This is a genomic window from Capnocytophaga stomatis (genome assembly GCF_002302635.1).
Classification (GTDB): Bacteria; Bacteroidota; Bacteroidia; order Flavobacteriales; family Flavobacteriaceae; genus Capnocytophaga; species Capnocytophaga stomatis.
The window spans coordinates 280,386-306,695 of record NZ_CP022387.1 but is presented as its reverse complement, the minus strand read 5'-3'; the positions used below and the strand labels follow the sequence as shown (position 1 = coordinate 306,695).

Here is a 26,310-nt window from a genome sequence, read left to right as displayed (position 1 = left end):
AAGTTTTTTTATTTAATTATTTTGCATTCAAATCTTTTAAAATATTTACAGCTTCATCAATGTAAACATCTTGTTGTAGTGTTTCGTGCCAACGGTCGCGACGTAATTTCAAATCTTCATTACCTTGTATTTTAGCCTCTTCAGAAGGAAGAGAAACAAATTTCAAGTTTGATTTGTAATCCGAAATGGCTTTAAATCGTTTTGCTTCCTCCTCATCTTTTTCAACAACTTTTTTGTAAGCTTCGTGATTTAAAGGAAAAACATTTTTGTTTTGTTGTTGTTTTACCCATTTAGCATTTTCATCAATGAGCTTTAAATGTGCATTTTCGCCAATTCTTTTATTACTATTTTCGATAGCCTTGTTAAAATTAGCATTATTTTGCCAAGATTCAAACTGCACTGGGTCAATTTTGTCCCATTTCATCGCGTTTGTTAGGTCACGTTCTCCAACGTCGATATATTTATATTTATCAGGAACAACGATGTCACTTTTTACTCCTTCCAATTGAGTAGAACCTCCGTTAATACGATAGAATTTCTGAATAGTGTATTTCAAAGCTCCCAAATCTCCGAATGAATTTTGACGAACGTAATTGTTTAAGTCCTCAAAGCTTTGAACAGTTCCTTTTCCGAAAGTTTGTTTGCCTCCAATTACGATAGCTCTTTTGTAATCTTGCATAGCGGCAGCCAAAATTTCAGAAGCAGAAGCCGATAATTCATTAACCAGAATAACTAACGAGCCATCCCACTGTATGCGAGAATCAGTATCTGACAAAACGTCAATACGACCGCGAGGTGATTTTACTTGAACGATAGGTCCGTTTTTGATGAACAAACCGCCGAGTTCAACAACAGCTCTCAATGAGCCACCACCGTTATTTCTCAGGTCAATGATTAAGCCATCAATATTTTCTTTTTTAAGTTTTTCAATTTCTAAAGCTACATCTGAAGCGGCGTTTCGTTCTCTTTGATTTTTGAAATCAATATAGAATTTAGGTAGGTTGATGATACCGTATTTTTTGCCACCATCTTCAATAATTGCAGCTTTGGCAAATGTTTCCTCCAGTTCCACCATATCACGAATGATAGACACCACTTCAATAGTTCCGTCAACACGTTTTACAGTAAGGCGAACTTCCGTTCCTTTAGGACCTTTTATGAGTTTTATGGCGTCATCTAAACGCATACCTACAATATCCACAGGCTCTTCACTTCCTTGTGCTACTTTTAAGATGTGGTCACCAACTTCCAAAAGTTTTCCTTTCCAAACCGGACCGCCAAGCATCACGCCTGTAATGCGGATACCATCTGCTTTTTTCTGTAATTGAGCACCAATTCCCTCAAATTTTCCTGACATATCACGGTCAAAATTATCTTTGATATCAGGAGCCATATAGGTTGTGTGAGGGTCAAAAGTTTCAGTCATAGCATTGACATAAATGCTGAACCATTCTTCTTTTACCATATCATCAAGGAATGAAAATAGCTCGAGAAGCGTTTTTTCAGAAGTTTCAGTGGCTTCTTTTCGTAATTCCTCTTCCGATTTTATTTTGTAGTTAGCATCTTTTTCCTTTTTGGTTTTTTCTTCTTTTTCCTTTGTTACATAGCTGGACAAAATTGAAAAAGTGATGATTTGTTGCCAACGTTTTTGCAATTCGGCTTTGTTTTTTGCATACGGAATCTTTTCAAAATCAGTGTTAATAGTTTCTTTTGATGAAAAATTAATAGGTTTTTTGAAAATATCTTTAGCAATATCTTCAGCTTCTTTCATTCTTTGAATCAGTCTGTTATAAGTCAGATTGAAGAATGAAAGGTCGTCATTTTTTAAATCGTCGTCCAAACGAGTTTCATATTTTTTGAATTCATTGATGTCGGATTGTAAAAAATAACGCTTTTGGCTATCCAAATGCTCAATGTAGTTTTTGTACATCTGTTTGGAAAAATCGTCATTAACTTCAACAGGATTGAAATGTTTGTTGGTAAGAATGTGTTGGATGATTTCCACCAAAAGTTTGTCTTTCTCCGGATCATCAAATTTTTTGCTCACGAAACTACACGAAGCAAAAGAGATAAATAATAGTGTAAGTGATATTGAAAAATTTCTCATTGTGTGAAAATAACTTTAAAGATTATACGTTAAATAACAGCCTGCATTTTTTAAAATGCAAAAAGTGAAAGCAAAATGAATGTCACACTTATAATTAAAGAGGCAAACTTACATAAAAAAAATTAATTTCTTGTAGATATTGACAAGGAAAATAGAGAAATAAGCTTTGAAAATATTTGATGCTGTTTTTAGAAAAATAGATTAGAAGCATAGTTTTCAAAATATTTTTACGAAATATTCTGATTATTAGTTGTTTATTTATTTTTAAGGTGGAGGATTTTTATTCTTGCTTGAAAGATAAAGAAGTTGTAGTTTTTATGAAAAGTTTGTTGTTTCGTTCAAAATCTGTACTTTTGAACAAAAATTTTGAAATATGTCAGTCGAAGTAAGAGAATTAACGCGACAATATGGAAGTCAAATAGCTGTAAATCAAATTAGTTTTACCCTGAAAAAAGGTGAAATAACAGGTTTTTTAGGACCAAATGGAGCCGGAAAATCTACAACGATGAAGATGATTACAGGTTCGTTAATTCCTACCGAAGGAGAAATTCAAATAAATGGGATTAATATGCTGAAAAATCCCATTTTAGCTCAAAAAAAAATAGGATATTTACCGGAACATAATCCGTTGTATTTGGAGATGTATGTTCGTGAATATCTTTCTTTTATGGCTGATTTATATGGGAAAATTCCTCGAAATAGGGTAGAGGAAGTTATTGAAATTACGGGACTTACGCCTGAAAGTAACAAAAAAATTGAGCAACTTTCAAAAGGTTATCGCCAACGTGTTGGGCTTGCTTCGGCACTGATTCACGACCCGGAAATTTTGATTTTGGACGAGCCAACCACAGGGCTTGACCCTAATCAACTTGTTGAAATTCGGAATATTATAAAAGAATTAGGGCAAAATAAAATAGTTTTACTTTCGTCGCACATTATGCAGGAAGTTCAAGCGATTTGCGATAGAGTTATCGTGCTGAATAAAGGCAGCATAGTTTTAGATAAAAGAATGTCAGAACTTCAAGGAAAAGAACAAATTATTGAAGTTGCATTTGATTTCAGAGTGGAAGAACGCCTTTTAAAGCAAATCCCGAATGTAAAATCAGTTGTGAATGAATTTGAGTTTCTGTACAATATTTCATTTGACACGGAAAAGGATATGCGTCCTGCTGTTTTTGATTTTGCAAAAGAAAATGGGCTTAAAATTCTGCAAATCAATCATAAGCATAAAACTTTAGAACAGCTTTTTACCGAATTAACAAAGTAAAATTACTTTTTAGTTTGATACGTTCCAAAGATAAAGTTGGAATCTACCAATTTATTACCTTCAGAATTTAATATCACTAAATCTGTGATAGTTATCAAATGGTCGTAACGAATTAATTCTTGCGTAGTTTCGTTCAGAATGGGTTTGGTAATGATTGAAATTTTCCCTCCTGTAGCCTCAAATTGAGATGTAACGGAAGGCGATGAAGGCGGGTAACTTCCACAAAAATAGGAGTTGTTTACATCATCACTAAAGGTTCTGTAATATAGCTTGTAATCGTTTGATATAACGCCAGATGCTGTATTTTCGCTATTTCTTAAAACTCCTTTTGGTAATTCCAGAATCAAGGCTTGTTTTGAGTTGTATTTAAATAAGAATGTAGCAGTTGTATCGCTTGTGCAAGATAAAACATCCGAATTTTCAAAAGAGATAGTTTCTACCTCCAAATCTCCGTCGTTACAGGCGATTAGGCACAAAGCAAAAATAAAACTCAAAAAAAGCACTTTTCTTTTCATCATTTTGAATATTTTTTGCAAAAGTAAAAAATAATCTGAATAGGGAAAGTTATTTTCAATTTTATCTCCTTTTATCTACTTCGCTGTGGAAACCTTTGGCTGACTGAAAATCATCTTTTTCTTGTCTGTGTTTCGCCATTGTTTCAATTTGGCTTGTAAGATTTTTTAGTAACTAATCCCCAAAAAATCAGTCATTTGTTTTCTTTTTGCTTTATTGTTTTGTCTAAAATACTGTATTCCAATAATCAGACAATGCTAAATGCGACAAAATGACTAAGCTTCAGATAAAAAGCAATGGCTTAAATACCAAATAAAATTAAATTTGTTATAACAACATCTTTAAATTTCACAAGTTCTTTGTGAAAATCTCCTAACCTCTATTTTTTTCCGTATTCGGATGATTTTTTTAGAAAATGTGTTTTTTGAAAATTCAAAATAGCGTTATTTTTCATTGTTTTTCTAAATTTTTCGAGGCGATTTTAATCAAAATCGACCTCTTTTTAGCCTTTTTTATCAAAAAGCAGGGGCTATCTCAATCTTCGAGTTTCGCTTCAGATGCTATGCAATGGACATAACAGATAGTGTTTTGGCTCGTTTTATAGTAAACACGCAAAACAAATGCTTAATAATAAATTATTAAACTTTTTGTTTTTACCTTGCAAAGCACTCTAACTTATTGATTTGTTATTTTTTCGTTTATCTGATTTAATTCAATTAAAATTTTATCATACGGATAAGAATAAAAATTCAGCCGAATCCTGTCCTTCTCTTTTTTATCTTTGAACTCAATTATTTCTAAGTGTACATAAATATTATCTGATTTATACAAGTAGTTTTTGTGATACATAAAAGTATTTTTATCAGAAATATCCTCTTTTAGCATTTCTTCATCAGTTAAATCCACCATTTTAAATGATTGATTTAAACTTTTTATGACTTCCTTGATTTTATCTTCATCTGCTTCGGCTTCCAATTCGAGGAGAATTAGTTTATTTGTTTTTTTATCAGCCCAAAATTGCATATAGTCGAAAATAATATTTGTACTGCCTATATTAAGTAAAATATTTTCAGGGGAATTGATGTTGTATAAAATGGCTTTATCACTGAAATCGCCCATTACATATCCTACATTTGATAGTAAAACATCTTTATTTTCATTAAATGACAATCTGTCCAAATAATATATTTGATTTTTTTCACCTAATGTCTTAGGATTTTCTTTTTCTTGAGATTTGCAACTCATCATCAATAAAAGGCTTAATGTTAATACGAGTATTCTTTTCATTCCTATTGTTTTTTTCTTCTTCGATATAAATTTCCTTATAATACACTCAACTTTTGTTTTTTTTATGTCGCGAATTTATAAAAAATTGTGTAGTCGTTTGGTAAGAAATATTATTTTTGCAATATATCTAAAAATGTATTAAAAATGAAAAAATTATTTTTTTGGGGAATGTTGTTGTTTTCTTTACAGGGATTTTCACAAACCATCATTTCCCAAACCTATTACGAAGGCACTATCGGAACGGACTTGAAAGTAGGGCTTTACCTCGCCATTAAAGAAACCGGATGTCCAAACACCTATGCCGAAGCCTATTACAAATACGAAAAATCCAACGAACGCATTTTGTTATCGGCTTATATGGACGATAAAGAAGAGCGATTTACTTTCGTAGAATTCGGAAATACAGGCATTTTGTTGCTCCATCGCAAAGGCGAAACCTTGGAAGGGCTTTGGATAGCCCCTGACGGAAAAAAACAACTCCAAGTAAAGCTCAAAGCCCTACCACAATCTGAAAAAAGTTATGAGCGTATGGAAGACCATTACGAGCGACTCCATTACGAATCACACGACTGTTAAACACCTGAATCTATGAGAAATATATTATTTCTATTGCTATTATTCCTTTGTTCTTGTGATTTTTCTTCAAATAAAAAGCAAGAGAGCAAAGAGAGCGTTTCAAGTAATCAAATGTATGAAAATGAGACTTCTAAAAATGATTCAATAACAGAGGTAACGTATATCAAATCATTTTTTAATGAAGACTTACCCCTTGAAATTCATCAAATAAGCGAAAAAGAATTTCATACCGCTCAATCCAAAGCTCTAAAAAGCGATTCAATCCCTAAAATTACAAACTTTGCTCAGGCAGAAAAACATTTGAAAGACATTGTAACATTTAGAAAAGATAGGGATTGGACACACTTTCCGCAGGAAATCCGTTTTCGTAACGGAACCAAGCTCGACACCATTTATGATTTGTTGAACGAAATTGGTTTTGTCGCTTATTTTCCTACCGAAGACATCTTGCTTTTCGAGGGAGGGCATAGCTCTGATGTAAGTTTTAATCTCTCCAATGGCAAAGAAACCGAAGAGGTCGGCAACCCTGAATTTGTGATAGCTTCGCCTAATAATAAAGTTCGATTAAATGGCTACTACGGAGGGCAAGAATGCGTGTTTTATTTTATTCAGCAGTACAAAAATGGTCAGTGGCAAAAAACCATTAACTTGGACCATATTTTTGAAAAAATTACGACAAAAATGCTTTGTAATCTCAGTGCTTTTTGGGCAGATGACACTACCTTGTATCTTGCACATCCCAATTATGATGAGCAGGGAACAATGGAATTTATCCATTACAAAATCATTCTAAAACCTACCATTTCTGATGTAACGTGGTCTGATTTTCCGACCATTTCTTTTCCTAAAAAAGAACAAACCAACGCCGATAATTACGATTTGTTACCCGCATTAAGTGCTAATCAAGCCCGATTATTACTTTCAGGATTGTTTCCTGATGCGGAAAATTTCAAACGCGTTTATAGCGTGCCTTTCTCGGACGATTTTACTTCCGTAGTGGTGGCTTTTCAGCAGGGAGAACATCAATTTTCAACGATACTTTTTAATTTGGATAAAAACAATCAAATTATTGATTATCTTTTGATTGCTTATGATGAAATTGCCGAAAGTGCTGTATTTACGGAATCCGTTTTAAACAAAGATTCTATTGTTGTGAGAAAAGAATTTTACGAAAATGCGATAACTTTTACCTATGAAATCAGTCCGAAAGGGGAGTTTGTTTTGAAAAAAGTAAAATAAATCACAGGCAAAAACAATCGAATACAATGAAAAAAATAATCACACTCGCACTAATTTTCCTAAACGGAATGCTCTTGGCACAGCAATACAGACCGCTCTCCGAACAGAAAAACGGACTGATACTCTCAAAATTAGATTGGCAAAACGACCTGCAATCCGAAAACCTCAAAGGAAAAATAAAATCAATCGAAACTTATTTTTACAACGAAGGTTCGCTTTCTCCGCAGGGAAAAGAATTTATGAAGCAGGAAAAACGATTTTTTGAATTGTTTACCTACAACCCATACGGAAACCTCACAGAACACCATCCCCCACACGATTCTATTCCCGTGGTTTGGAAGTATAACCCAAACCATCAGCCGATTGCGGTGAGCAGTCGTTGGGCAAATATTCAGTATTTTTATGAAAACGGACTACTTATGGGAGCTGTTTTAAAGACAGAAAATACCGTTACCGAAAGTAAAATTACCCTTAACGAAAAGGGAAACGTCATAAAACAAACGCTTTCCCGAAAAAAAATATCAGTAGGAGAGTATAATTTGGAATATGATGAAAACGATTATCTTTCTAAATTTCAGGAAGTAAGTCCGCTCGGAATTTTGGATATTCTTTACACCAACGATTCACTCGGAAGGGTTTTAAAGGAAACGATACTTGAAAACGATGCGGTTGTAAAAACAAAAACGATGCAATACAACCCCAATGGCGATTTGATACAGGAAATAGACGGAGCATATACCAAAACATTTTCGTATGAGTATGATAATCAAAGTAATTGGATGCTTCGATATGAATACATCAACAACAAACGAACGGGCATTACCGAAAGAGTCATTACCTATTATGAATAATGCTTTTTTGGAAATCTTCAACGGAAGCGGTTACATTGTTAAACGGGAGCGTACCTGTTAGTAAATAGGTGCGCTCCCGTTAATCAATAGATACGTATCGGTTGAGGTAATCAAGCGGAAGCATTAAAACAATATCAACTTTTTATATCAAAAAAACAATGAACAAAAAACTAAAAATTCAACATTTACTGAAATTATTTGTCGCTTTGGCGATGTATTCTTGTAGTAACGGACAAACGCCAACTGCGTACCACATCGGAAAAATTCCTCAATTGGAACGATTTGAAACGCTGACCAAAAACGAAATCCGTTTGGATTCTTTGAAAAATAAGCACCAAAAGGAAGAACTCCAAATGATGCTTGACGGCAAAGCCTTTATAGCGGAAGCACCCCAAGAGTTTGTTCAAAAAATGATTGAAAAACATAAAATCACTGCTCTGCGATACAAAGACAACCGCAGCCGATATTTTGTTAAAACTTTAGCAAAGGGCAAGGAATATCCGTTTTTAAGCACGGAAGAGGAGCCTTTCACTACCGATTGTACTTGTGTGTTGGACAACGATACCATCAAAATACGAATGGGAATTTGGGTTTTCGGAGGTTTTCAGTTTAATATCAATCTGAGTAAGAACGATTTCCAAACCCTTTATTGGGAAGATACGCACGAGCGAAACACTTATAAACAAACTCTTTCCGATACACTGACGGACAATATCACTCTTGAAATGCAACAGCAAAAACTTATCTTGGCACAAAAGCCCACTTTTACTCTCGGAGAGGAATTGTTGGGGCATCTTACCTTCAAAACGAATGAATTTTATCAACAGGCAGAAGAAATTGATGCGGAAAACAGCCAAGATATGCTAAAAGTTGCTAAGGCGGGAGAGCTTTATTTCCGTTGCCAAGTACGGCAAAAAACGGAGGACGACAAATAATGGTATTGTTGGGGCTTATCGGAATCAGTTATAAACAAATGGACAATGTAGTTGCGGGAAATTGGTATGAATGACAGTATTTTTAAAGACAACGCATACTCCCCATACGATATGGTGCATTAGCAAGGGTAAATTAAAATAAAAATATTATGGAATTTTCACAAACAGAACAAAAGCTCACCTCGGCGGATATGGATGATTTTGAAAGAAAAATCGGACTAAAACTTCCGCAAGATTTTAAAGAACACTATCTAAAATTCAACGGAGGCTATCCTTCTTTTGAGTATGTAAAAGGGCTGAGAAATATTTTTACGATAAATGGTTTTGATTCCATTAAATATGGAGCACTCCCCATAGAAAAACTAATAGACGACTTTCGAGAAAGTGGTGTGGATTTCAATAATAAAATTCCTTTTGCAAGTGATAATGGCGATAATATCTTCTTAATTTCATTAGATGATTCGGATTATGGTAAGATTTATATCATTGAAGCCGAATTTTTAGAGGATAAAAATTATATTTTGGTTTCCGAATCTTTTACGGATTTTCTAAATTCTTTCTTTAATGAGTGATTTTTTTTGCATAATATCATTAAAAAGTTTATAACTTTGACATCGCCGACAATGAAAATTATTATGTTGCCGAAGACGGCATTTTGGTGCATAATGGGTATCAGGAGGCGGTGGATGATAGTGGTAGTCCCCAAAATAAGACTCACGCCGAAGGTGGCGATGCTCCGATAGAATCTTCTGATAAAAAATTAGGCGGAGCTTATAAAGACCTTGATTTTGATAACTCAATTGCTCCAAACAGAAAGAAAGAAACCGTAGAGCAACGACACCATATGCCAAGCCAATATAGCGGAAATAAAGGAAGTAATGGCGGAGCAATAACAATGATAACCGATGACCATAAACAAACAGCTTCTTGGGATAATATTGATGGCTCTAAGGAATATAGGCAGAAACAAAAGGAATTGATAGAGCAAGGGGAATTTCAAGAGGCTTTTGAAATGGATGTTCGAGATGTTAGAGAAAAATTTGGAGACAAATACGATGAAGCTATCGAACAATTAAGAGATTGGTATAAAGAAAATGGGAAATTTTAATAATTAAATTATGAGAAATATAATTAAACCGTTTGAAAAGGTAGGTGAATTAAAATTTGGAATGGATAGAAACTTTATAAATACATCTATTTTAAAAAAAAATGATTTTGATTCTGTTCAAAATAAAAATATTAAATATGGGGTTCTCTCTATTAACGACTATTTTAAAAATGGATTGGTGTTAGGCTACTTACAAACTCATTTATCATTAAGATATGTTGTTTTGTCAGACCCCTGTGAAGCAATATTTGAGGGTGAAGATTTGTTAGCAAAGACCTATTCGGAATGTTTGGAATTTATGAAACAATTTGATTCAGATATTGAGGAAGAAGAGTATGTAGGTTTCACAAGTTATAAATTGGGCATTGCTATCTATGCTCCTAACGCAACAGATGACCCCGATTGCAACATTGAAGCCGTAACAGTCGGCGAAGTAGGATATTTTCAAAGGACATAACAGATATAAAAAGCGTTTTAACCATAGGCGGCACTACCCAATATTCAATAGTTTTGGTTCGATGATTGAGTGTATAAAAGCTCATAATTTCCTTTATCAAACCAAAAAGTTTATAACTTTGACATCGCCGACAATGAAAATTATTATGTTGCCGAAGACGGCATTTTGGTGCATAATGGGTATGCTTTTAGAGACAAACCCAAATACGCACCAGACCCTAAAAAATGGGAAAAGAAAGGTGGTAAAGTAGAGGTTTTGGAAGACGGCACTTGGCGTTATACCGATTGGGAGGGAAATGTAGTAGATTATGTAAATGGTTACCCTGTGTTTAAAATACCTGACCACGCTCGGCAAAATGTAGATATTGGAAAACAAAAAGGAAATCACACTACAGATTATACAATGGCTGAAAAGAACTCGAATTTAGATCCTCCAAAGTTATCAAATCAGCAAACCACTTGGCATCATCACGAAGACGGAAAAACAATGCAAGAAGTGGATAGAAAAATACATAATAGGTTTACTCATCAAGGAGGAGTTTCACAAGTTAAAAAGAATAAAGTTGGCATTAAAAAAAGAAAATAAAACGATTATGAAAATTATAGGCTATCCAAACGGAAAGAAAAGTAAAATTTCCGACATAGAAAAACATTTTAAAATAAAACTTCCGCAAGATTATAAAGATTTTTTAAATATTTATAATGGAGGCGAAACCGAGGAAGATGCTTTTATATATGTAGAAGATTTAGACGAGTATATGATTATGGGGAATTTCTTCGGAATTGATATCGATGAAGGTTTTGCAGATATTTATAAAATCAATGAAGAGTATAATGATGATATACCTCCAAATTCATTGCTCATTGGTAGTGATATGGGAAGTGGCTTAATTTTACTTATTCAAGATGGCGAAAATGACGGCATTTGGTATTACGACCATTCGTATTTTTTTGAACAATCTTCCGATGAAGAAAACACTTATTTCATTTGTGAGACTTTTACCGAGTTTTTAGAAATATTGGAAAATACAAAACTTCCTGAGGAATAATTTATAAAATAATTATGAAAATACAAACAATAGAAAAAGGCATAAGAGAAAGTTATAAGATTGTAGAAGAGCAATTTGGTATAGAATTACCAAAAGATTATCGTAATTTTTTAGATTTGTATAATGGAGCAGTTATAGATAACGGATATTTTTATGTAGAAGATTTGGACGAATATATCACAATGCACTCTTTTTATGGCGTTAATACCGATGTTCGTTCCCATAATATCATTTTCAAAAACGAAGAATTTATAGATGATATTCCTGAAAAATCCATCCTTATAGGAAGAGACCAAGGAGGCGGATGGCTTTTACTGATAAATGATGGCGAAAATGATGGCATTTGGTATTACGACCATTCGTATTTTTTTGAACAATCCTCAGACGAAGAAAACACTTATTTCATTTGCGAAACTTTTACCGAGTTTTTAGAAATGTTGGAAAATACCAAACTTCCTGAGGGATAATATTTTCAACTTTGAAAAAACGGCGACTATACCACCATTATCAGCATAGAAAATTTTCCTAAATACCAAAAAGTTTATAACTTTGACATCGCCGATAACATCGTTTTAAAAATAAAGTAGCGATAAAAATGGAAAAATCCAAAGTGAATACAAAAAATAAACGCGTGTCAATGCTTTTGCTCTCAGCCATTGGTTTTTTGCTGGGTGTGGTGGTTTATGTATTTGACTTAATGGTCTCAAATGCAGAAGTTTCATCGATAGAACCCACGCTCGGCGAATTATTGCGAAACGCGGATTATTTTGTTTTACTTTTATATGGAATCATAGGCTTGGTAACGCTGTATATGTTGATAAAACTGTTTTATAAATTAACCCAATAGATTGAAAATGAATATATTCAGTATCTTATTCATATTATGCAGCCTGATTACTTTGGGGCTTTGCTTTTTAATCATTGCAAAAATCGTCCTGTTGTACAAACAAGCGCAAGGCGACACATCACACGTTTTTCAAATTCCCAAGGGACTTCCAAGATTTAAAAACAAATGGATAGATAAGCTGGTTATCTTGCTGATTTTTAATCTTTTGGGTTTGTTTACGCTTTTTTCAACGGGGCGGTTTTCCGGTGGGCGTGGCATTCCCATAGAGGTTTTTGTTGAAAATATCAGTAATTATTTGATTATTGTTACTCTAACTAATGTGTTGATTTTGAGTTTGATGTATCTTTTTAATAAAACCCAAATGCTTTGGCTGAAAAGATTACAAATGGTGTGGTATTATGAAGCGATTTTGTGGGCGTTGTTGCTGTTACTGACGCTCTATTTGGGGTTTTTCGTGCAGAGCGAATTAGAAATACTGATGATGGCAGGTTGATTTTTTAGAAGATTGCAATGATTTGATTGTTTATGAAAGAAGATTGTATTTATTTTATAGGAATAGCTCTTTACCTATTGGTATTGGCAGGATGTATTGTTTTATTTCGTAAGAAAAACATCACAAGCCTTCGATTTTTGTTATTATCGGCTTTGTTTTTATTGATGCTCAATATCATATATTGGGTTGCGATAAGGATATTTACTAATTCTTATGAAGGCGTGCTTTTGGTTTATGCTGCAATGGTGCTAAATGTCATCGCCATTCCGACTATCGTTATATTGTCAATAATAAAACATAAAATAAGCAAAAAATGAAAAAACCCAATGTCTTTTGTTCTTTATTGCTATTTTTTTATAATTGCATATAATTATTTAAAAGATATGAACATTTTAGATTTAATATAAACGATGATGAATAAAAATTCTAACACACCGCCCACCAACAAACGCAAGGGAATCTTGCAGTTGCTTTTAGCAATGCTAACTATGTTTGTGTTTTTCTTCACTTGGCTGGGCTTGGTGATTCTGGGTAATAAAATGGGCTTGGAGCTGTCTGCCACACGCTTGTTTTTGGGTCTTATTGCTCTGATAGTTGGCGGAGCGTGGGCTTGGCTGAGCCTAAAAGGAAGAATGCCCCTCCAAGAGGGCGAAACTCTGTCCAGTCCGCCGCCCCCTGCAAGAAATCTCACAGAAAAACTGATGCGAGGGCTGTTTTTGCTGGTCGGAATCGCGGTTTATGTGGCTGTGGCAATGCTACCCGATGCAATAGTGTCTTCTTTTTTGCGTATCTTTTCTTTTGGACGCGTAGGCGATACACTGGGAATGTTGGCTTTATTGGGAATGCTTTTGGTGGCTGGCGTGGTTTATCTGATTTCTGCCATAAAAAACAAACTTTCGCCCCATAAAAAATCCGAAGAATACAACCCTTATGCTCATTGGTATGTAACGACTATGCTCAACTGGGTGCTATTTTTCGTGGTCATTGTCCTTGGAATGTATATGATTGAGAGATTGGTGAAATAGCGATAAAATAGCCGTATCGGTCATTTTAAACCCAAAAATTCATACCTTTGCAAAAATTAGGCTAAAAAACGCTAAAAAAGCCCCAATTAAAACCATTAATATGAATGTAATTACAAATAGATAAAAATATGAGAATCATTAAAAGTTTAATCCCATTATTTACAGTTGCCCTTATGATGTATAGTTGTTCGTCTCCCAAGCTCGGGAAAGACCGTTTGGATTTGGAAAAGTTCGACTTGAATTTCGATGTTGATGCTTTTTATGCCGATGAAATTAAGAAAGGCAAAGAAAATATGAAAGAATTGGAGAAACTCGAGCAAAAAAGAGAAAAGGAGGGGTTTTCTGAAAAGGAAAGAAAAGAATTGGTCAAAAAGGCTTGGAAACTTCTCAAGTTTAAGAGCATTCAAAAAGATACGATTTTTAACGCCCAATTTTACGAGGACGAACGAAATCCGATAGGGTATCAATATGATATGTGGGGCTGGAATTCTGCTGACAGTTTGGCGAATTATCATAAGATGCACTTTCACAAAATAAATATGGCAACAAACCTTGAAGGTGATTTTATGGCGTTAGTCGCCCAAAGCCAAGGCGAAGGTACGGACGATTTTGAAGCCTTACTCCGTTATTTGGAGCAAAAACACGGCAAGGTAACGGTAAAAGAAAAAAACTTCTTCCGAAATTTTCCTATTTATTATTGGGAGTTGGATGACCGCCTATTGGCAATGATTTCTAAACAACAAAAACAGGCAAATCTAATACTGAAATTAAGTAAAGAAGCTACTGAAAACAATCCAACGACAGATACCATTAGATTTAATACAACCCATTTGTTTATACTCAATAACCAATACAAACACGATAGTATCATTAGTAATTTTCGCTCTGGCGATTGGATAGATTTTAATGCAGTTCTCAAAAAGTGATTTTTTGTATTTTAACAATGTAATTGTTTAATTTTTAAATATTTATAAAAGTATGAAAGCCATTAAAAGTTTAACCTTATTCTTTATTTTTATCCTTATGTTGCATAGTTGTTCGTCTCCCAAGCTCGGAAAAAATCGATTGGATTTGGAAAAATTCGATCTAAATTTTGATGTAGCCGCTTTTTATACCGATGAAATCGAAAAAGCTCAAAAAAATATGAAAGAATCCGATAATCTTTTGGAAAAAAGAAACAAGGAAAATCTTTCCAAAAAGGAAAGAGAAAAATTGACTGAGAAAATTTGGGAACTTTTGCGTTTTCACGTCATTCAAATAGACACCGTTTTTAAAGGTAAATTTACGAAAGAAAAAACTCCGATGGCGTATCGATACGATATGCGAAGTTGGAGTACTCGTGATAGCTTGGCATATTTTCAGAAAATGCACTTTTGCAAAATCAATATGGCAACCAGTCTTAAAGGCGATTTTATGGCGTTGGTTACGGAAAGTGAAAGCAAAGGAACGGACGATTTTAAAGCCCTACTTGATTATTTAGAGCAAAAACACGGCAAACCAACCGTAAAAGAAAATAGTTTTTATAACGATTCATTTACCTATCATTGGGAGCTGGACGACCGCCTACTGGCAATTTTTTCTCGTTACGACAACAAAGAAAGCAGCCTAAAATTGGGTATCGAAGTTACCGAAAATGATGTAAAGGTAGACACCACCAAACACCCCACCCACGTAACGCGTTTGTTTATACTCAAAAACCAATATAAACACGATAGCATCATTAGAAATATAAACTCGGGTGATTGGGTTGCTTTTTACAGAATCCTTGAGAAGTGATTTTTTACATTGAATAATATAATCGTTTAATTTTTAATCGTTTATAAAAAATATGAAAACGGTGATAAGCTTTGTTATCTTCCTGATTTTATTGGCATTAATTCATTCTTCGGATTTGGGTTTTAGGTCGCGTAAATATGCCAATCGTGCGCAAAATCCCCCTGCCAAGGTGTTTCGTGGCGAGGCGTTGTCCGCCGCTCAAAAAATATTTGACGGCGACATCAAGGGAATGGAGCAAGAGATTAAACAAAAAAATATCAATCTCAATGCGTTAGACCCTGAAAAAGGTTATACGCTATTGATGTACGCCACCATTATAGAAGATATGAAAGCGATGCGAAGGCTACTGGAATTGGGGGCTGACCCTAATATTATTTCTGCTGATTATAGCACGCCATTAAAATACGCAGCGGCACTTGATAATTATAAAATGTTGGACTTGCTTTTTGAGTTTAAAGCCCATCCGAACCCCAAAATAGGGCGTTCTCCGTTAATTGATGTTTTGCTAATGGGTGGTTTTGAGCGTACTAAAAAGAAAATGGTGGATTATCTGTTGGCGCACGGGGCGGACATTAATAATATTCCGCTTAGTGGAGACAATACAATGGAGGCGGTTACCAGAATTAATTTGGATATGGCGTTTTATTTTTTGGAAAAAGGCGGACAGCCCATCATCGAAGGGACGAACCTAAGTCCGATGGCACGTTATATTCAATCCGAAGAAAAGTGGTTGAAAAAAAATAATAAATCAGAAACGGAGTATTATAAAAAATTATTATCCCTAAAACAGCTCTTAATTGACAAATACGGCGTTCAATTCCCTTATGAAAAAGACACCTTACAGGAAGCCAAATTAAGAATCAAACTATACGAAGCCCTAAGTCCGCAAGATAAAATTTCTATTAATTTTAAATACAATGCCGGTGAAAATTCTTACCAAGAAGATTTAGAATTTGTAAAAAATAGTGAATAATTTTGTATCAAAAAATATATTTTAAAGCGATTTATAAAGGAAAATTTTATAAGTTGAATCTAAATATTAATACAAGTTTAGAGAAATCAAGCAATGAAAAATCAAAAAATTGCAATGGATAGTTTTAATGTGAAATATTCTTTTTGGGCGAGTATTATCACTATTTTTATTCTTTTTCCAATGGCATTATTAGTATTAAAATGGGGCAATATTAAAAATACAGGAAGCCAAACACAACTCATTATTTTGTTACTTTCTATGACATTTGGATTTTTGATCGTCATTATGAAAAGTACAATGAAGAAAGTTTATTTTATAAAATCAGATGAAAATATTTTGATAAAAGATAAGCATCATACCGAAATAAAATTGGATAAAAACTTTAATTATAACTTGTATAATTACAATTCCAAAAAAGCATTTATGATAAGAATATCAGACGAAAATAAATCATATTTTTACTTATCTCCTAATATGCATTTAAAAAGTGATATAGAAGCTTTTTTTCCTGCGTCAAATAAGAAGAAAATTAGAATGGATTTTTACGCTCAATATTTCCAATAATACTTTTTTTAGCCTATTTTATTATATCTGTTGTGTTTGTTATTTTTATTATTTAAAAATAAGTATGGGAGTTTAAAAAAACATCAAATTAAGTATGAAAAACTCAAAAATGAATAAAAAATATTTGTTTGCGATTATAGGTTTTTTGGCGGGTGTAATTTTCTATCTGTTTGGCGTAATGGTGTCCAATTCAGAAGTTTCATCGGTAGCCCCTACGCTCAGCGAATTATTGCGTAACGTGGATTATGTTGTTTTGTTTTTGTACGGAATTATAGGCTTTATAACGCTGTATATCTTGACAACAAGTCTTAATAAACTTATTAAATAGACAAAGCAAGACGCTCAAATTTTCTGCTTTACGCATTATAATATCTTTAAAATTCGCATATAAAATAAGAAATCAGATGACTAAAAAATATACCATAAAAGACATTGATTTAAAATTAGAAATTTTAATGGCACTGCCTATTATTCCTGTTGGTTGTGTTGGCTTTGCGGCTTTTCTTTGCCGTGGCTTATCTGATTTCCACCATAAAAAACAAACTACTGCCCCATAAAAAATCCGAAGAAAACAACCCTTATGACAATTGGTATGTAATGGCTATGTTCAACTGGGTGCTGTTTTTTGTATTGATTATTTTGGCTGCATTTTTGGTGTATGGGTATATGAAATAGTGATTGTATTAAGAAATGGTGCAAATATAGAGTTAAGAGCTCTATATTTGTAAGTATTTCTATAAAAGGGAGCAAGAATTTGCGTGAGCCTGAAAAGAATATTTCTCATTTTCGTATTTATGTGTCTAAAAGTGAACTGATTATTTATACACTCTGTAAAGGTTTGCTCCTTGGTAACTTTAATAGTACTGATAGTGATTTTCGGAACTCTTTTTTATTTGGAACGTTACACTCTATTTTTAATAAAATCTATGTTTTACAGTAAAAATAGTTGTGTTTTCTAAAAACAAAAATCTCTCCTAAAAAATTGTTTTACAAAGTTTTAAGAGAGATTCTATTTCTTTAAAAAAATCATTTTTTAGCCACAAGTTCTGCAATTTTTACGATAACTTGAGTGGCTTTCTCTAAACTTTGTACAGGAACGTACTCAAATTTTCCGTGGAAATTGTGTCCGCCGGCAAAAATATTCGGGCAAGGAAGTCCCATATAACTTAATTGCGAGCCGTCTGTTCCGCCTCGTATCGGTTTGATAATCGGAGTGATACCTAATTCTTTCATTGCTTTTTCAGCTACTTCTACAATGTGAAAAACAGGTTCTATTTTTTCTCGCATATTAAAGTACTGGTCTTTGATTTCGGCTGAAACTGCGTTTGGATATTCTTTATTTAATTCATTTACAATCTGTTGCACAGTTTCTTTACGTTTTTCAAATAATTTTCGGTCGTGGTCACGGATAATTAACTGAACTACAGTATTTTCTATATCTCCTGAAACGTCGGTAATGTGGTAGAATCCTTCGCGTCCGCTCGTGCGTTGTGGGATTTCATTTTCAGGTAAAGAGCTAATAAATTGATTTGCAATTAATAATGAATTTACCATTTTGTTTTTTGCATAACCGGGATGAACGCTTTTTCCTTTGAAATGTACTTTGGCTCCTGCAGCATTGAAGCTTTCGTACTCCAATTCACCAATTTGGCTTCCATCCATCGTGTAAGCCCAATCTGCACCAAATTTTTTCACATCAAATTTGTGTGCTCCACGACCTATTTCTTCATCGGGAGTGAAACCAACTCTGATTTTACCGTGCTTAATTTCAGGATGTTGTATCAAATATTCCATTGCTGTAACAATTTCAGCAATTCCGGCTTTGTCATCAGCTCCCAAAAGTGTCGTTCCGTCGGTTGTGATGATAGTTTGCCCCTTGTACAGAAGTAAATCTTCAAAATAAGAAGGAGAAAGAACTATGTTTTTTTCTTTGTTCAGAACAATGTCACCTCCGTCGTAGTTTTCAACGAATCGCGGATTTACATTTTCTCCTGAAAAATCAGGCGATGTGTCAAAGTGAGCTATGAATCCGATGGTAGGTACTTTATAATCAATATTGGAAGGAAGTGTAGCCATTACGTATGAATTTTCATCAATTGTAACATCTTCTAAACCAATAGATTTTAATTCTTCTACAAGCAAACGAGCCAAATTCCATTGTTTTTCGGTACTTGGAGTGGTTTGGCTTTCAGGGTCAGACTGAGTATCTGTTTTTATGTACGTTATGAAACGTTCTACTAACTTTTGCATAATATTTTGAGTGTTTTGATTATAAAATTAACGCCCAAAGGTATAAAAAATTATCAAATTAGGTATCCAAAAAATCAAAAAAATGATTGAAGTTTCATCGTTTTTTTCTATATTCGCACCAAATTGACATTTACAATGAATTTAACTTCAGAAAATATACTATTAATCGGGTCTTTGTTATTGTTAGTCAGCTTAGTTGCAGGTAAAACGTCCTACAGGTTTGGCGTACCAACGCTAATTTTGTTCTTGGGTGTAGGGATGCTTGCTGGTACTGACGGAATATTGAAAATTCAGTTTAATGACCCGAAATTAGCTCAATTTATAGGTATTATTTCGTTGAATTTTATTTTGTTCTCCGGAGGTTTGGAAACCCGATGGAAGTCGGTAAAACCTATTCTTTTTCAGGGTATTATGCTTTCAACTTTGGGTGTTTTACTAACGGCTGTCAGTTTGGGGCTTTTTGTGTGGTATATTACTGATTTTACGCTGTTTGAAAGTCTTTTATTAGGTTCAATTGTTTCCTCAACAGATGCGGCTGCTGTGTTTTCCATATTGCGTTCCAAGAATTTGGATTTGAAGTATAATCTCCGTCCTACGCTGGAATTTGAAAGCGGAAGTAACGACCCGATGGCTTACGTATTGACAACCACCTTTTTAGGTTTGGTTCAAATTCCTGAACAGTCCGTTTGGATGGTGATTCTCGTATTTTTACGTCAGATTATTTTAGGTGGTGTTCTTGGTTTTGTTTTTGGAAAGCTTAGTAAGTTGATTTTTAACGGGATACAATTAGGTTTTGAAGGTTTATATCCGGTATTGGCAATCGCTTTGATGTTCATTACGTTTTCGGGAACTGAGGCACTTGGCGGGAATGGATTTTTAGCAATTTATATATGTTCGGTTTTTCTTGGAAATCAAAACTTTATACACAAAGGAAGTGTCTTAAAAGTTTTTGACGGACTTGCTTGGTTAATGCAAATTGTTCTGTTCTTAACACTGGGGCTTTTGGTTGTTCCGACAGAAATAATTCCTCTGGCAGGTTTAGGGCTTTTAATATCAGTATTTTTGATTTTAGTGGCTCGTCCGTTGAGTGTATTTTTAAGTACGATTCCTTTTAAAATGTGTTTCGCTCGGCGTTCCTATATTTCGTGGGTGGGATTGCGAGGAGCCGTGCCAATTGTATTTGCAACGTATCCGCTTTTGGCAGAAATAGATAAAGCTCACATCATTTTTAATATTGTGTTTTTTATTTCTGTGACTTCGGTTTTGATTCAAGGAACAACGCTTTCGGTGGTGGCGAAGTGGCTGAATATAGCTTCTGTTCAGCAAGATGTTGAAAATGATGAAAATCCTGCCGATGCGATTATTCGTGAGCATCCGAAAGCCGTAATGCAAGAAATTCTGATTCCTGCAGATAATCACGTTATCGGGAAGAAAATAGTAGAACTTGAATTTCCGAAAAATTCGATTATTGCAATGATAAAACGAGATGAAAAATACATAACTCCTAACGGTTCAACCAAAATAAATCCTAACGATATGCTTATTGTTATTTCCGATAACCAATTGGCTATGACGGAAGTATATGATATGCTGGAAATTGTTAGTGAATAAGAAATTTACATAAAAGGAGAAGTCAGTCGTAATATTTTTTCGGCTAATTGTTTGTATTTCGGACGTTTTTCCCACTTTTCCAATGTGAGTTTTTCTGCATCAAGAAGGTCCTTGTAGAAAGTTTCTCGCAATCGTAAAGCGGTTTCTTTGTGATAGATAAGTGCCGAAACTTCAAAGTTAAGGTCGAAACTTCGTGCATCTAAGTTCGCAGTCCCTACGGAAGCCCATTTGCCGTCAATTACAAAAGTTTTTGAATGCACAAATCCTTTTTTGTACAAATAAATTTTAACGCCAGCTCTAAGCAATTCTTCAAGAAATGATTGAGAAGTGACGTTTACCAAAAAGGAATCACCTTCTTTTGGAAGTAATAATTTAACGGATATTCCGCTGAGTGAAGCAATGATAAGGGCTTCTTGCAGAGAAGTATCGGGAACGTAATAAGGCGTAGTTAAAATGATTTCTTCTTTAGCCGAATATATAGCTTGAATAGTTGTGTAAAGGATTGTAGGTAAGTCCGAATCAGGACCGCTATAAGCAATTTGAGCATAGTAATCACTTGGTAAGTTCAGAAAATCTGTGGGGAAATAAGCAGGTTGTATGGCTATATTTTCATTGCTACAGAAATTCCAATCCGATAGAAAAACCATTTGCAATGAAAGAGAAGTTATTCCTTTTATCATCAGGTGAGTATCACGCCAATACAGCTCGTTATTCGCCGAATTGATGTACTTATCACTCACATTAATTCCTCCCACAAAAGAAGTTTTGCCGTCGATAACCACAATTTTTCGGTGATTGCGATAATTTATTCGGTTGGCAAAATAAATGAAATTGATTTTATGAAAAGGAAATACTTGTACTCCGTTTTCTTTCAGTTCTTTAACAATATTCTTGCGGATGCTACGACTTCCAAAATCATCATAAATGAAACGAACTTCAACTCCCTCGCGAGCTTTTTCAATCAGCACTTCTTTTACTTGATTTCCAATAGTGTCATTTTCATAGATATAATATTCAATGTGTATGTGCGATTTTGCATTTCGCATTTCACGAAGTAACACAGGAAAAAGATTTTCTCCATTATCTAAAACTTCTATTGAGCTGTTTGGAGCCACAAAAGTTTGTTCTGTTTGTGAAAGAAATCGGATGATTTCCGTATTTTCACTTAAAGAAGGATGTTCTAAGTGAGTTTTTTTCAGAATTTCGATTTTTGATTCCAATTCATTACGGAAAAATTGGTCTATTTCCAGCTTTTTGTTGTAGATTTTGTGTCTTCTGTAATTAATTCCGAAAGAAAAATAGAAAATTATGCCTAAAATCGGTATAAAAATCACTAAAAGCAGATATGCCAGCGTCTTACTTACCGAACGTGTGTCCCAAATAATCCGAAGGCAAACAGCAATCAACAGAGGAATATATACAATTTGAGCTAAAACTAATAAATTCATTTTATGTCTTTTAGATTTTTAAGCTGAAAAAGCCAAGTTACAAAGCTACAAAATAAAATATATTTATCAAAAAGAAAGATTAATTTATTTATAATCAGTTTTTTAATTTGGTTTAGGAAGAAAAATAAATTAAAATATTCTGAAATAAATTTGCAGATTAAATATTTTTCCATACATTTGCACCCTTGAAAACCAGTACATAATAATCATTAAATAATATTGGAATGTATTTAACAAAAGAAGTAAAAGCAAAAATTTTTAAAAAACACGGTGGTTCAGAGACTAACACCGGATCAGCTGAAGGACAAATCGCTTTGTTTACTTTCAGAATCAATCACTTAACAGAACACTTGAAAAGAAACAGAAAAGATTACAACACAGAGCGTTCGTTAGTGAAATTGGTAGGTAAACGTAGAAGTTTACTTGATTATCTGAAAACTAATGATATCGAGAGATATCGTGCAATTATCAAAGAATTAAATATCAGAAAATAATCAAAAAGGGGCTTTTTGCCTCTTTTTTTAGTTATTACCAAAAATAAAAGTATTTCTTCTTAGGAAAATCAAATAAAACTAAAATAAGCCGTTGGTATGAACCAACCATTGGAAAACCTGAACAACAACACAACGCCTAATGTTTAATTAAAAAAAATAACAAAATGATTCCAGAAGTTAAAAAAGAAATTATCGATTTAGGCGACGGAAGAACCATTTCCATTGAAACGGGAAAATTGGCTAAACAAGCCGATGGTTCGGTTGTTGTACGTATGGGAAATGCAATGTTGTTGGCAACAGTCGTTTCCGCAAGAGAAATCAATCCAGAAACGGATTTTTTACCTTTAACGGTAGATTATCGTGAGAAATTCGCTGCTGCGGGGCGTTTCCCAGGCGGATTTTTCAAACGTGAGGCACGCCCAAGCGACCAAGAGGTATTGACAATGCGTTTGGTTGACCGTGTGTTGCGTCCGCTATTCCCGAAAGATTATCACGCTGAAACTCAGGTGATGATTCAATTAATGTCACACGATGATAATGTGATGCCGGACGCTTTGGCAGGATTGGCAGCTTCGGCTTGTATCGCTGTGTCTGACATTCCGTTTGACGGACCTATTTCAGAGGTACGCGTGGCACGTATCGACGGAAAATTCGTTATAAATCCTAATAGAGAGCAACTTGCACAATCCGATATGGATATTATGGTGGGAGCTTCAAAGGATTTCGTAGCGATGGTGGAAGGTGAAATGGATGAAGTTTCCGAAAAAGATATGGCGGAAGCTATAAAATTTGCACACGAAGCCATTAAAGTTCAGATTGATGCTCAAATCCGTTTGGCTGAAAAAGTGGGTAAAACCGAAAAACGCACTTATGAGCCGGAAGTTGAAAATGAAGAAGTTGAGCAAAAAGTTTATGGTTTGGCGTATCCAAAATGTTATGCCATAGCTAAAGAAGATACTGCTAAACAAGAGCGTGGAGAGAAGTTTGCAGCCGTAAAAGAAGAGTGTTTGGCACTATTCACTGAAGAAGAGCAAGAAGAGTTTGCAGCTTTAATCAGCAAATATTTCGGGAAGGCTCAAAAAGAAGCAGTTAGAAATCTTATTTTAGATGAAAATATCCGCTTGGACGGACGAAATACAACGCAAATTCGTCCAATTTGGTGCGAGATTGATTACTTGCCTTCAGCTCACGGTTCTTCTATCTTTACACGTGGTGAAACTCAATCACTTACAACAGTAACCTTAGGAACTTCTCGCGAGGCAAACGTAATTGACTTGCCAACAGAACAAGGCGAAGAGCGTTTCTATTTACATTATAACTTCCCGCCGTTTTCAACCGGTGAGGCTCGTCCGCTTAGAGGAACTTCACGAAGAGAAATCGGTCACGGAAATTTAGCACAACGAGCCCTAAAACGAATGATTCCTGCCGACTGCCCTTATACAGTTCGTGTAGTTTCTGAAATTTTAGAATCAAATGGTTCGTCATCAATGGCAACGGTTTGTGCTGGTACACTGGCACTTATGGATGCCGGAGTGCAAATGACAAAACCTGTATCAGGGATTGCGATGGGGCTGATAACCGATGGCGAAAAATACGCTGTACTTTCTGATATTTTAGGTGATGAAGACCATTTGGGAGATATGGATTTCAAAGTGACCGGAACTAAAGATGGTATCACAGCTTGCCAAATGGATATCAAAATCAAAGGATTAACTTATGAGATTTTAGAAAAAGCTTTAGAACAAGCTCGCGAAGGGCGTTTGCACATCTTAGGAAAAATCACAGAAACTATTGCACAGCCAAAAGCCGAAGTGAAGCCGCACGCTCCGAAAATCGTTACTATGGAAATTCCGAAAGACTATATCGGTGCGGTTATTGGTTCCGGAGGTAAAAACATTCAAGGTATTCAGCAAGAAACCGGAACGACTATCGTTATCGAAGAAGAAGGCGATTTCGGTATTATCGAAGTATTGGGAACAGACCCGGAAGGAATGCAACGTGCTATCGATACTATCAAGGCTTGTGTTTTTGAGCCTGTTGAAGGTGAAACTTACCAAGTAAAAGTAACTAAATTATTAGATTTTGGTGCTGTAGTTGAATTTGTTCCTGGTAAAGATTCTCTATTACACATTTCTGAAATGGCTTGGGAACGCACCGAAAAACCATCGGATTTGGTGAAAGAAGGAGATATTATCGAAGTGAAATATATCGGTATAGACCCTAAAACACGTAAACAGAAGGTTTCTCGTAAGGCTTTGTTGGAGCGTCCGCCAAGAAGTGAAAAACCAAGGCACGATGGCAACAAACCGAGACATCAAAAATCGGATAAGAAAGAAAATAATCAATAAATGAAAAGAGGCTTTTAATAGCCTCTTTTTTATTTTATGAATGAATAATGGTTAAAATATTTTTTCCCAATTTACATTTGGGTTATATTCCAAAAATCCTTTTTGAACAGATAAGGGAGAAGCAATGTTGTTAGTGTACAAAGCTCCCGTTCCCAAACCTTGAGGCATTGGGTTGTTGAGCGTGAAAGTCCATTGTGCAATGGCATTCAGCCCGATATTACTTTCCAAAGCACTGGTTATCCACCAACCGATATTTTGCTTTTCGGCAAGAGAAATCCATTCTTCCGAATTTTTGTATCCTCCTAAAAGAGAAGGTTTTATGATGATGTATTGCGGATTTATTGCTTCCAAAAGCCTTTTTTTATCAGAAAAAAGAATCACTCCGATAAGTTCCTCATCTAATGCGATGGGCAGGGGCGTTTTTTGGCAAAGCTCAGCCATTTTTTCGATTTGATTTGCTTTGATGGGCTGTTCGATAGAGTGCAATTCCAACTCACTGAGGCGTTTTAGTTTCTCCAAAGCCTCCTCGGCAGAAAACGCTCCGTTGGCATCTACCCGAATTTCAATGTCTTGCACCGAAAATTCTTTTCGCAGGTTTTTCAAAATTTCATATTCCTGCTCAAAGGCAATCGCCCCGATTTTCATTTTAATACAACGAAATCCTTGCTCAAGCTTTTCCTTAATTTGCGATTTCATAAACTCGGGCGAACCCATCCAAATCAGTCCGTTTATGGGAATAGAAGCCTTTCCGAGGGTAAAATCCGAAGCAAATAAAATGTATTCATTATCAGATATTAGAGACCGAAAAGCCTGTTCCACACCAAATTGAATGGAGGGAAATTCGGGAAGTTTTTTGAGTAAATATTCTTCTCCCAACGAAATGTTATCACACACCCATTGTAAGGTGTCCTCGTAGTCGGGGCGGTCGTCAAAACTTAATGTTTTTAGTAAACCGCATTCACCAATTCCTTGTTTTTCTCCATCGGTTATGGTCAAAAAATAGGTTTCTTTTTGGGTGAGTACGCCTCTTGAGGTGCCCGACGGACGCTTAAAGTCTAAAATATGTTTTTTATAAAAAGCTTTCATTAATTTT

29 protein-coding genes and 2 pseudogenes are annotated in these 26,310 nt (G+C 34.7%); 25 read left to right on the top strand and 6 right to left on the bottom strand.

From position 1 onward, the window contains the following. Positions 1–16 precede the first annotated feature (16 nt). On the bottom strand, positions 17–2,107 hold the full coding sequence (locus CGC58_RS01445) for a carboxy terminal-processing peptidase (protein ID WP_095894794.1): 2,091 nt from the start codon (positions 2,105–2,107) through the stop codon (positions 17–19). Between the two features lie 373 nt (positions 2,108–2,480). Between CGC58_RS01445 and gldA the strand changes: the two genes are divergently transcribed. Beyond that, positions 2,481–3,374: a gliding motility-associated ABC transporter ATP-binding subunit GldA gene (gldA, locus tag CGC58_RS01440; protein WP_095894793.1), complete on the top strand. Its 894-nt coding sequence runs from the start codon at positions 2,481–2,483 to the stop codon at positions 3,372–3,374. Positions 3,375–3,376: 2 nt separating this feature from the next. Here gldA and CGC58_RS01435 read toward each other — a convergent pair whose 3' ends face one another. Beyond that, a complete protein-coding gene (locus CGC58_RS01435; protein ID WP_095894792.1) occupies positions 3,377–3,889 on the bottom strand; it encodes a hypothetical protein in 513 nt (170 codons plus the stop codon). 673 nt (positions 3,890–4,562) lie between these two features. Further along, a complete protein-coding gene (locus CGC58_RS01430; protein ID WP_157909174.1) occupies positions 4,563–5,174 on the bottom strand; it encodes a hypothetical protein in 612 nt (203 codons plus the stop codon). Between the two features lie 144 nt (positions 5,175–5,318). Here CGC58_RS01430 and CGC58_RS01425 point away from each other — a divergent pair, with 144 nt between their 5' ends. The 21 genes and pseudogenes from CGC58_RS01425 (at position 5,319) to CGC58_RS12650 (ending at position 17,623) form a co-directional block, all read left to right on the top strand. Next, complete coding sequence (locus tag CGC58_RS01425; RefSeq protein ID WP_095894790.1) at positions 5,319–5,750, top strand: hypothetical protein; 432 nt, start codon at positions 5,319–5,321, stop codon at positions 5,748–5,750. Positions 5,751–5,762: 12 nt separating this feature from the next. Beyond that, entirely contained in the window at positions 5,763–6,989 is a 1,227-nt protein-coding gene (locus CGC58_RS01420; RefSeq protein WP_095894789.1) for a hypothetical protein, read from the top strand. 26 nt (positions 6,990–7,015) lie between these two features. Further along, positions 7,016–7,840, top strand: a complete 825-nt coding sequence (locus tag CGC58_RS01415; protein WP_095894788.1) for a hypothetical protein — start codon at positions 7,016–7,018, stop codon at positions 7,838–7,840. A gap of 158 nt (positions 7,841–7,998) precedes the next feature. Next, positions 7,999–8,775: a hypothetical protein gene (locus CGC58_RS01410; protein ID WP_095894787.1), complete on the top strand. Its 777-nt coding sequence runs from the start codon at positions 7,999–8,001 to the stop codon at positions 8,773–8,775. Between the two features lie 149 nt (positions 8,776–8,924). After that, positions 8,925–9,347: an SMI1/KNR4 family protein gene (locus tag CGC58_RS01405; RefSeq protein WP_095894786.1), complete on the top strand. Its 423-nt coding sequence runs from the start codon at positions 8,925–8,927 to the stop codon at positions 9,345–9,347. Between the two features lie 29 nt (positions 9,348–9,376). After that, positions 9,377–9,883, top strand: a pseudogene (locus CGC58_RS12655) (hypothetical protein); the annotation flags it as partial. A 10-nt stretch (positions 9,884–9,893) separates the two neighbouring features. Then, positions 9,894–10,340, top strand: a complete 447-nt coding sequence (locus CGC58_RS01395) for a hypothetical protein (RefSeq protein ID WP_095894784.1) — start codon at positions 9,894–9,896, stop codon at positions 10,338–10,340. A gap of 111 nt (positions 10,341–10,451) precedes the next feature. After that, positions 10,452–10,511 (top strand): annotated as a pseudogene (locus CGC58_RS12885) (hypothetical protein); the annotation flags it as partial. Next, complete coding sequence (locus CGC58_RS12920) at positions 10,509–10,925, top strand: HNH endonuclease (protein ID WP_198540739.1); 417 nt, start codon at positions 10,509–10,511, stop codon at positions 10,923–10,925. The pseudogene CGC58_RS12885 and the gene CGC58_RS12920, both read left to right, overlap by 3 nt. Positions 10,926–10,932: 7 nt before the next feature. Then, positions 10,933–11,388, top strand: coding sequence for an SMI1/KNR4 family protein (locus CGC58_RS01385; RefSeq protein ID WP_157909172.1), 456 nt, complete (start codon positions 10,933–10,935; stop codon positions 11,386–11,388). A gap of 14 nt (positions 11,389–11,402) precedes the next feature. Further along, entirely contained in the window at positions 11,403–11,855 is a 453-nt protein-coding gene (locus CGC58_RS01380; RefSeq protein WP_095894781.1) for an SMI1/KNR4 family protein, read from the top strand. A gap of 128 nt (positions 11,856–11,983) precedes the next feature. Further along, the gene (locus CGC58_RS01375) at positions 11,984–12,235 is read left to right on the top strand and encodes a hypothetical protein (protein ID WP_232748855.1); all 252 of its coding nucleotides are present in this window, start codon (positions 11,984–11,986) and stop codon (positions 12,233–12,235) included. Between the two features lie 91 nt (positions 12,236–12,326). Further along, positions 12,327–12,728, top strand: coding sequence for a beta-carotene 15,15'-monooxygenase (locus tag CGC58_RS01370; protein WP_232748854.1), 402 nt, complete (start codon positions 12,327–12,329; stop codon positions 12,726–12,728). A 32-nt stretch (positions 12,729–12,760) separates the two neighbouring features. After that, positions 12,761–13,045: a hypothetical protein gene (locus tag CGC58_RS01365; RefSeq protein ID WP_095894779.1), complete on the top strand. Its 285-nt coding sequence runs from the start codon at positions 12,761–12,763 to the stop codon at positions 13,043–13,045. 93 nt (positions 13,046–13,138) lie between these two features. Continuing rightward, a complete protein-coding gene (locus CGC58_RS01360) occupies positions 13,139–13,753 on the top strand; it encodes a hypothetical protein (protein WP_232748853.1) in 615 nt (204 codons plus the stop codon). 128 nt (positions 13,754–13,881) lie between these two features. Then, positions 13,882–14,679 (top strand): hypothetical protein, encoded by a 798-nt coding sequence (locus CGC58_RS01355; protein WP_095894777.1) that lies wholly within the window; start codon positions 13,882–13,884, stop codon positions 14,677–14,679. A 52-nt stretch (positions 14,680–14,731) separates the two neighbouring features. Further along, a complete protein-coding gene (locus CGC58_RS01350; RefSeq protein ID WP_095894776.1) occupies positions 14,732–15,529 on the top strand; it encodes a hypothetical protein in 798 nt (265 codons plus the stop codon). Positions 15,530–15,581: 52 nt separating this feature from the next. Then, complete coding sequence (locus tag CGC58_RS01345) at positions 15,582–16,502, top strand: ankyrin repeat domain-containing protein (protein WP_232748852.1); 921 nt, start codon at positions 15,582–15,584, stop codon at positions 16,500–16,502. Between the two features lie 93 nt (positions 16,503–16,595). After that, on the top strand, positions 16,596–17,066 hold the full coding sequence (locus CGC58_RS01340; RefSeq protein ID WP_095894775.1) for a hypothetical protein: 471 nt from the start codon (positions 16,596–16,598) through the stop codon (positions 17,064–17,066). Between the two features lie 109 nt (positions 17,067–17,175). Further along, entirely contained in the window at positions 17,176–17,394 is a 219-nt protein-coding gene (locus CGC58_RS01335; protein WP_232748851.1) for a hypothetical protein, read from the top strand. A 76-nt stretch (positions 17,395–17,470) separates the two neighbouring features. Next, positions 17,471–17,623, top strand: a complete 153-nt coding sequence (locus CGC58_RS12650) for a hypothetical protein (RefSeq protein WP_157909171.1) — start codon at positions 17,471–17,473, stop codon at positions 17,621–17,623. Between the two features lie 469 nt (positions 17,624–18,092). Here CGC58_RS12650 and pepT read toward each other — a convergent pair whose 3' ends face one another. Next, the gene (gene pepT / locus CGC58_RS01325) at positions 18,093–19,316 is read right to left on the bottom strand and encodes a peptidase T (protein ID WP_095894772.1); all 1,224 of its coding nucleotides are present in this window, start codon (positions 19,314–19,316) and stop codon (positions 18,093–18,095) included. A 135-nt stretch (positions 19,317–19,451) separates the two neighbouring features. Between pepT and CGC58_RS01320 the strand changes: the two genes are divergently transcribed. Continuing rightward, positions 19,452–20,927: a potassium/proton antiporter gene (locus tag CGC58_RS01320; RefSeq protein WP_095894771.1), complete on the top strand. Its 1,476-nt coding sequence runs from the start codon at positions 19,452–19,454 to the stop codon at positions 20,925–20,927. A gap of 5 nt (positions 20,928–20,932) precedes the next feature. Here CGC58_RS01320 and cls read toward each other — a convergent pair whose 3' ends face one another. Further along, positions 20,933–22,375 carry a cardiolipin synthase gene (cls, locus tag CGC58_RS01315; RefSeq protein WP_095894770.1) on the bottom strand — a complete coding sequence of 481 codons (1,443 nt, stop codon included), beginning with the start codon at positions 22,373–22,375 and terminating at the stop codon, positions 20,933–20,935. A gap of 224 nt (positions 22,376–22,599) precedes the next feature. On the opposite strand from cls, the gene rpsO reads away from it, so the two are divergent. Both rpsO and CGC58_RS01305 read left to right on the top strand, forming a co-directional pair. Next, positions 22,600–22,869, top strand: coding sequence for a 30S ribosomal protein S15 (gene rpsO, locus CGC58_RS01310; RefSeq protein ID WP_095894769.1), 270 nt, complete (start codon positions 22,600–22,602; stop codon positions 22,867–22,869). A gap of 164 nt (positions 22,870–23,033) precedes the next feature. Beyond that, complete coding sequence (locus CGC58_RS01305; RefSeq protein ID WP_095894768.1) at positions 23,034–25,217, top strand: polyribonucleotide nucleotidyltransferase; 2,184 nt, start codon at positions 23,034–23,036, stop codon at positions 25,215–25,217. A gap of 51 nt (positions 25,218–25,268) precedes the next feature. On the opposite strand, the gene CGC58_RS01300 is transcribed toward CGC58_RS01305, so the two are convergent. Beyond that, complete coding sequence (locus tag CGC58_RS01300) at positions 25,269–26,303, bottom strand: o-succinylbenzoate synthase (protein ID WP_095894767.1); 1,035 nt, start codon at positions 26,301–26,303, stop codon at positions 25,269–25,271. Positions 26,304–26,310 lie beyond the last annotated feature (7 nt).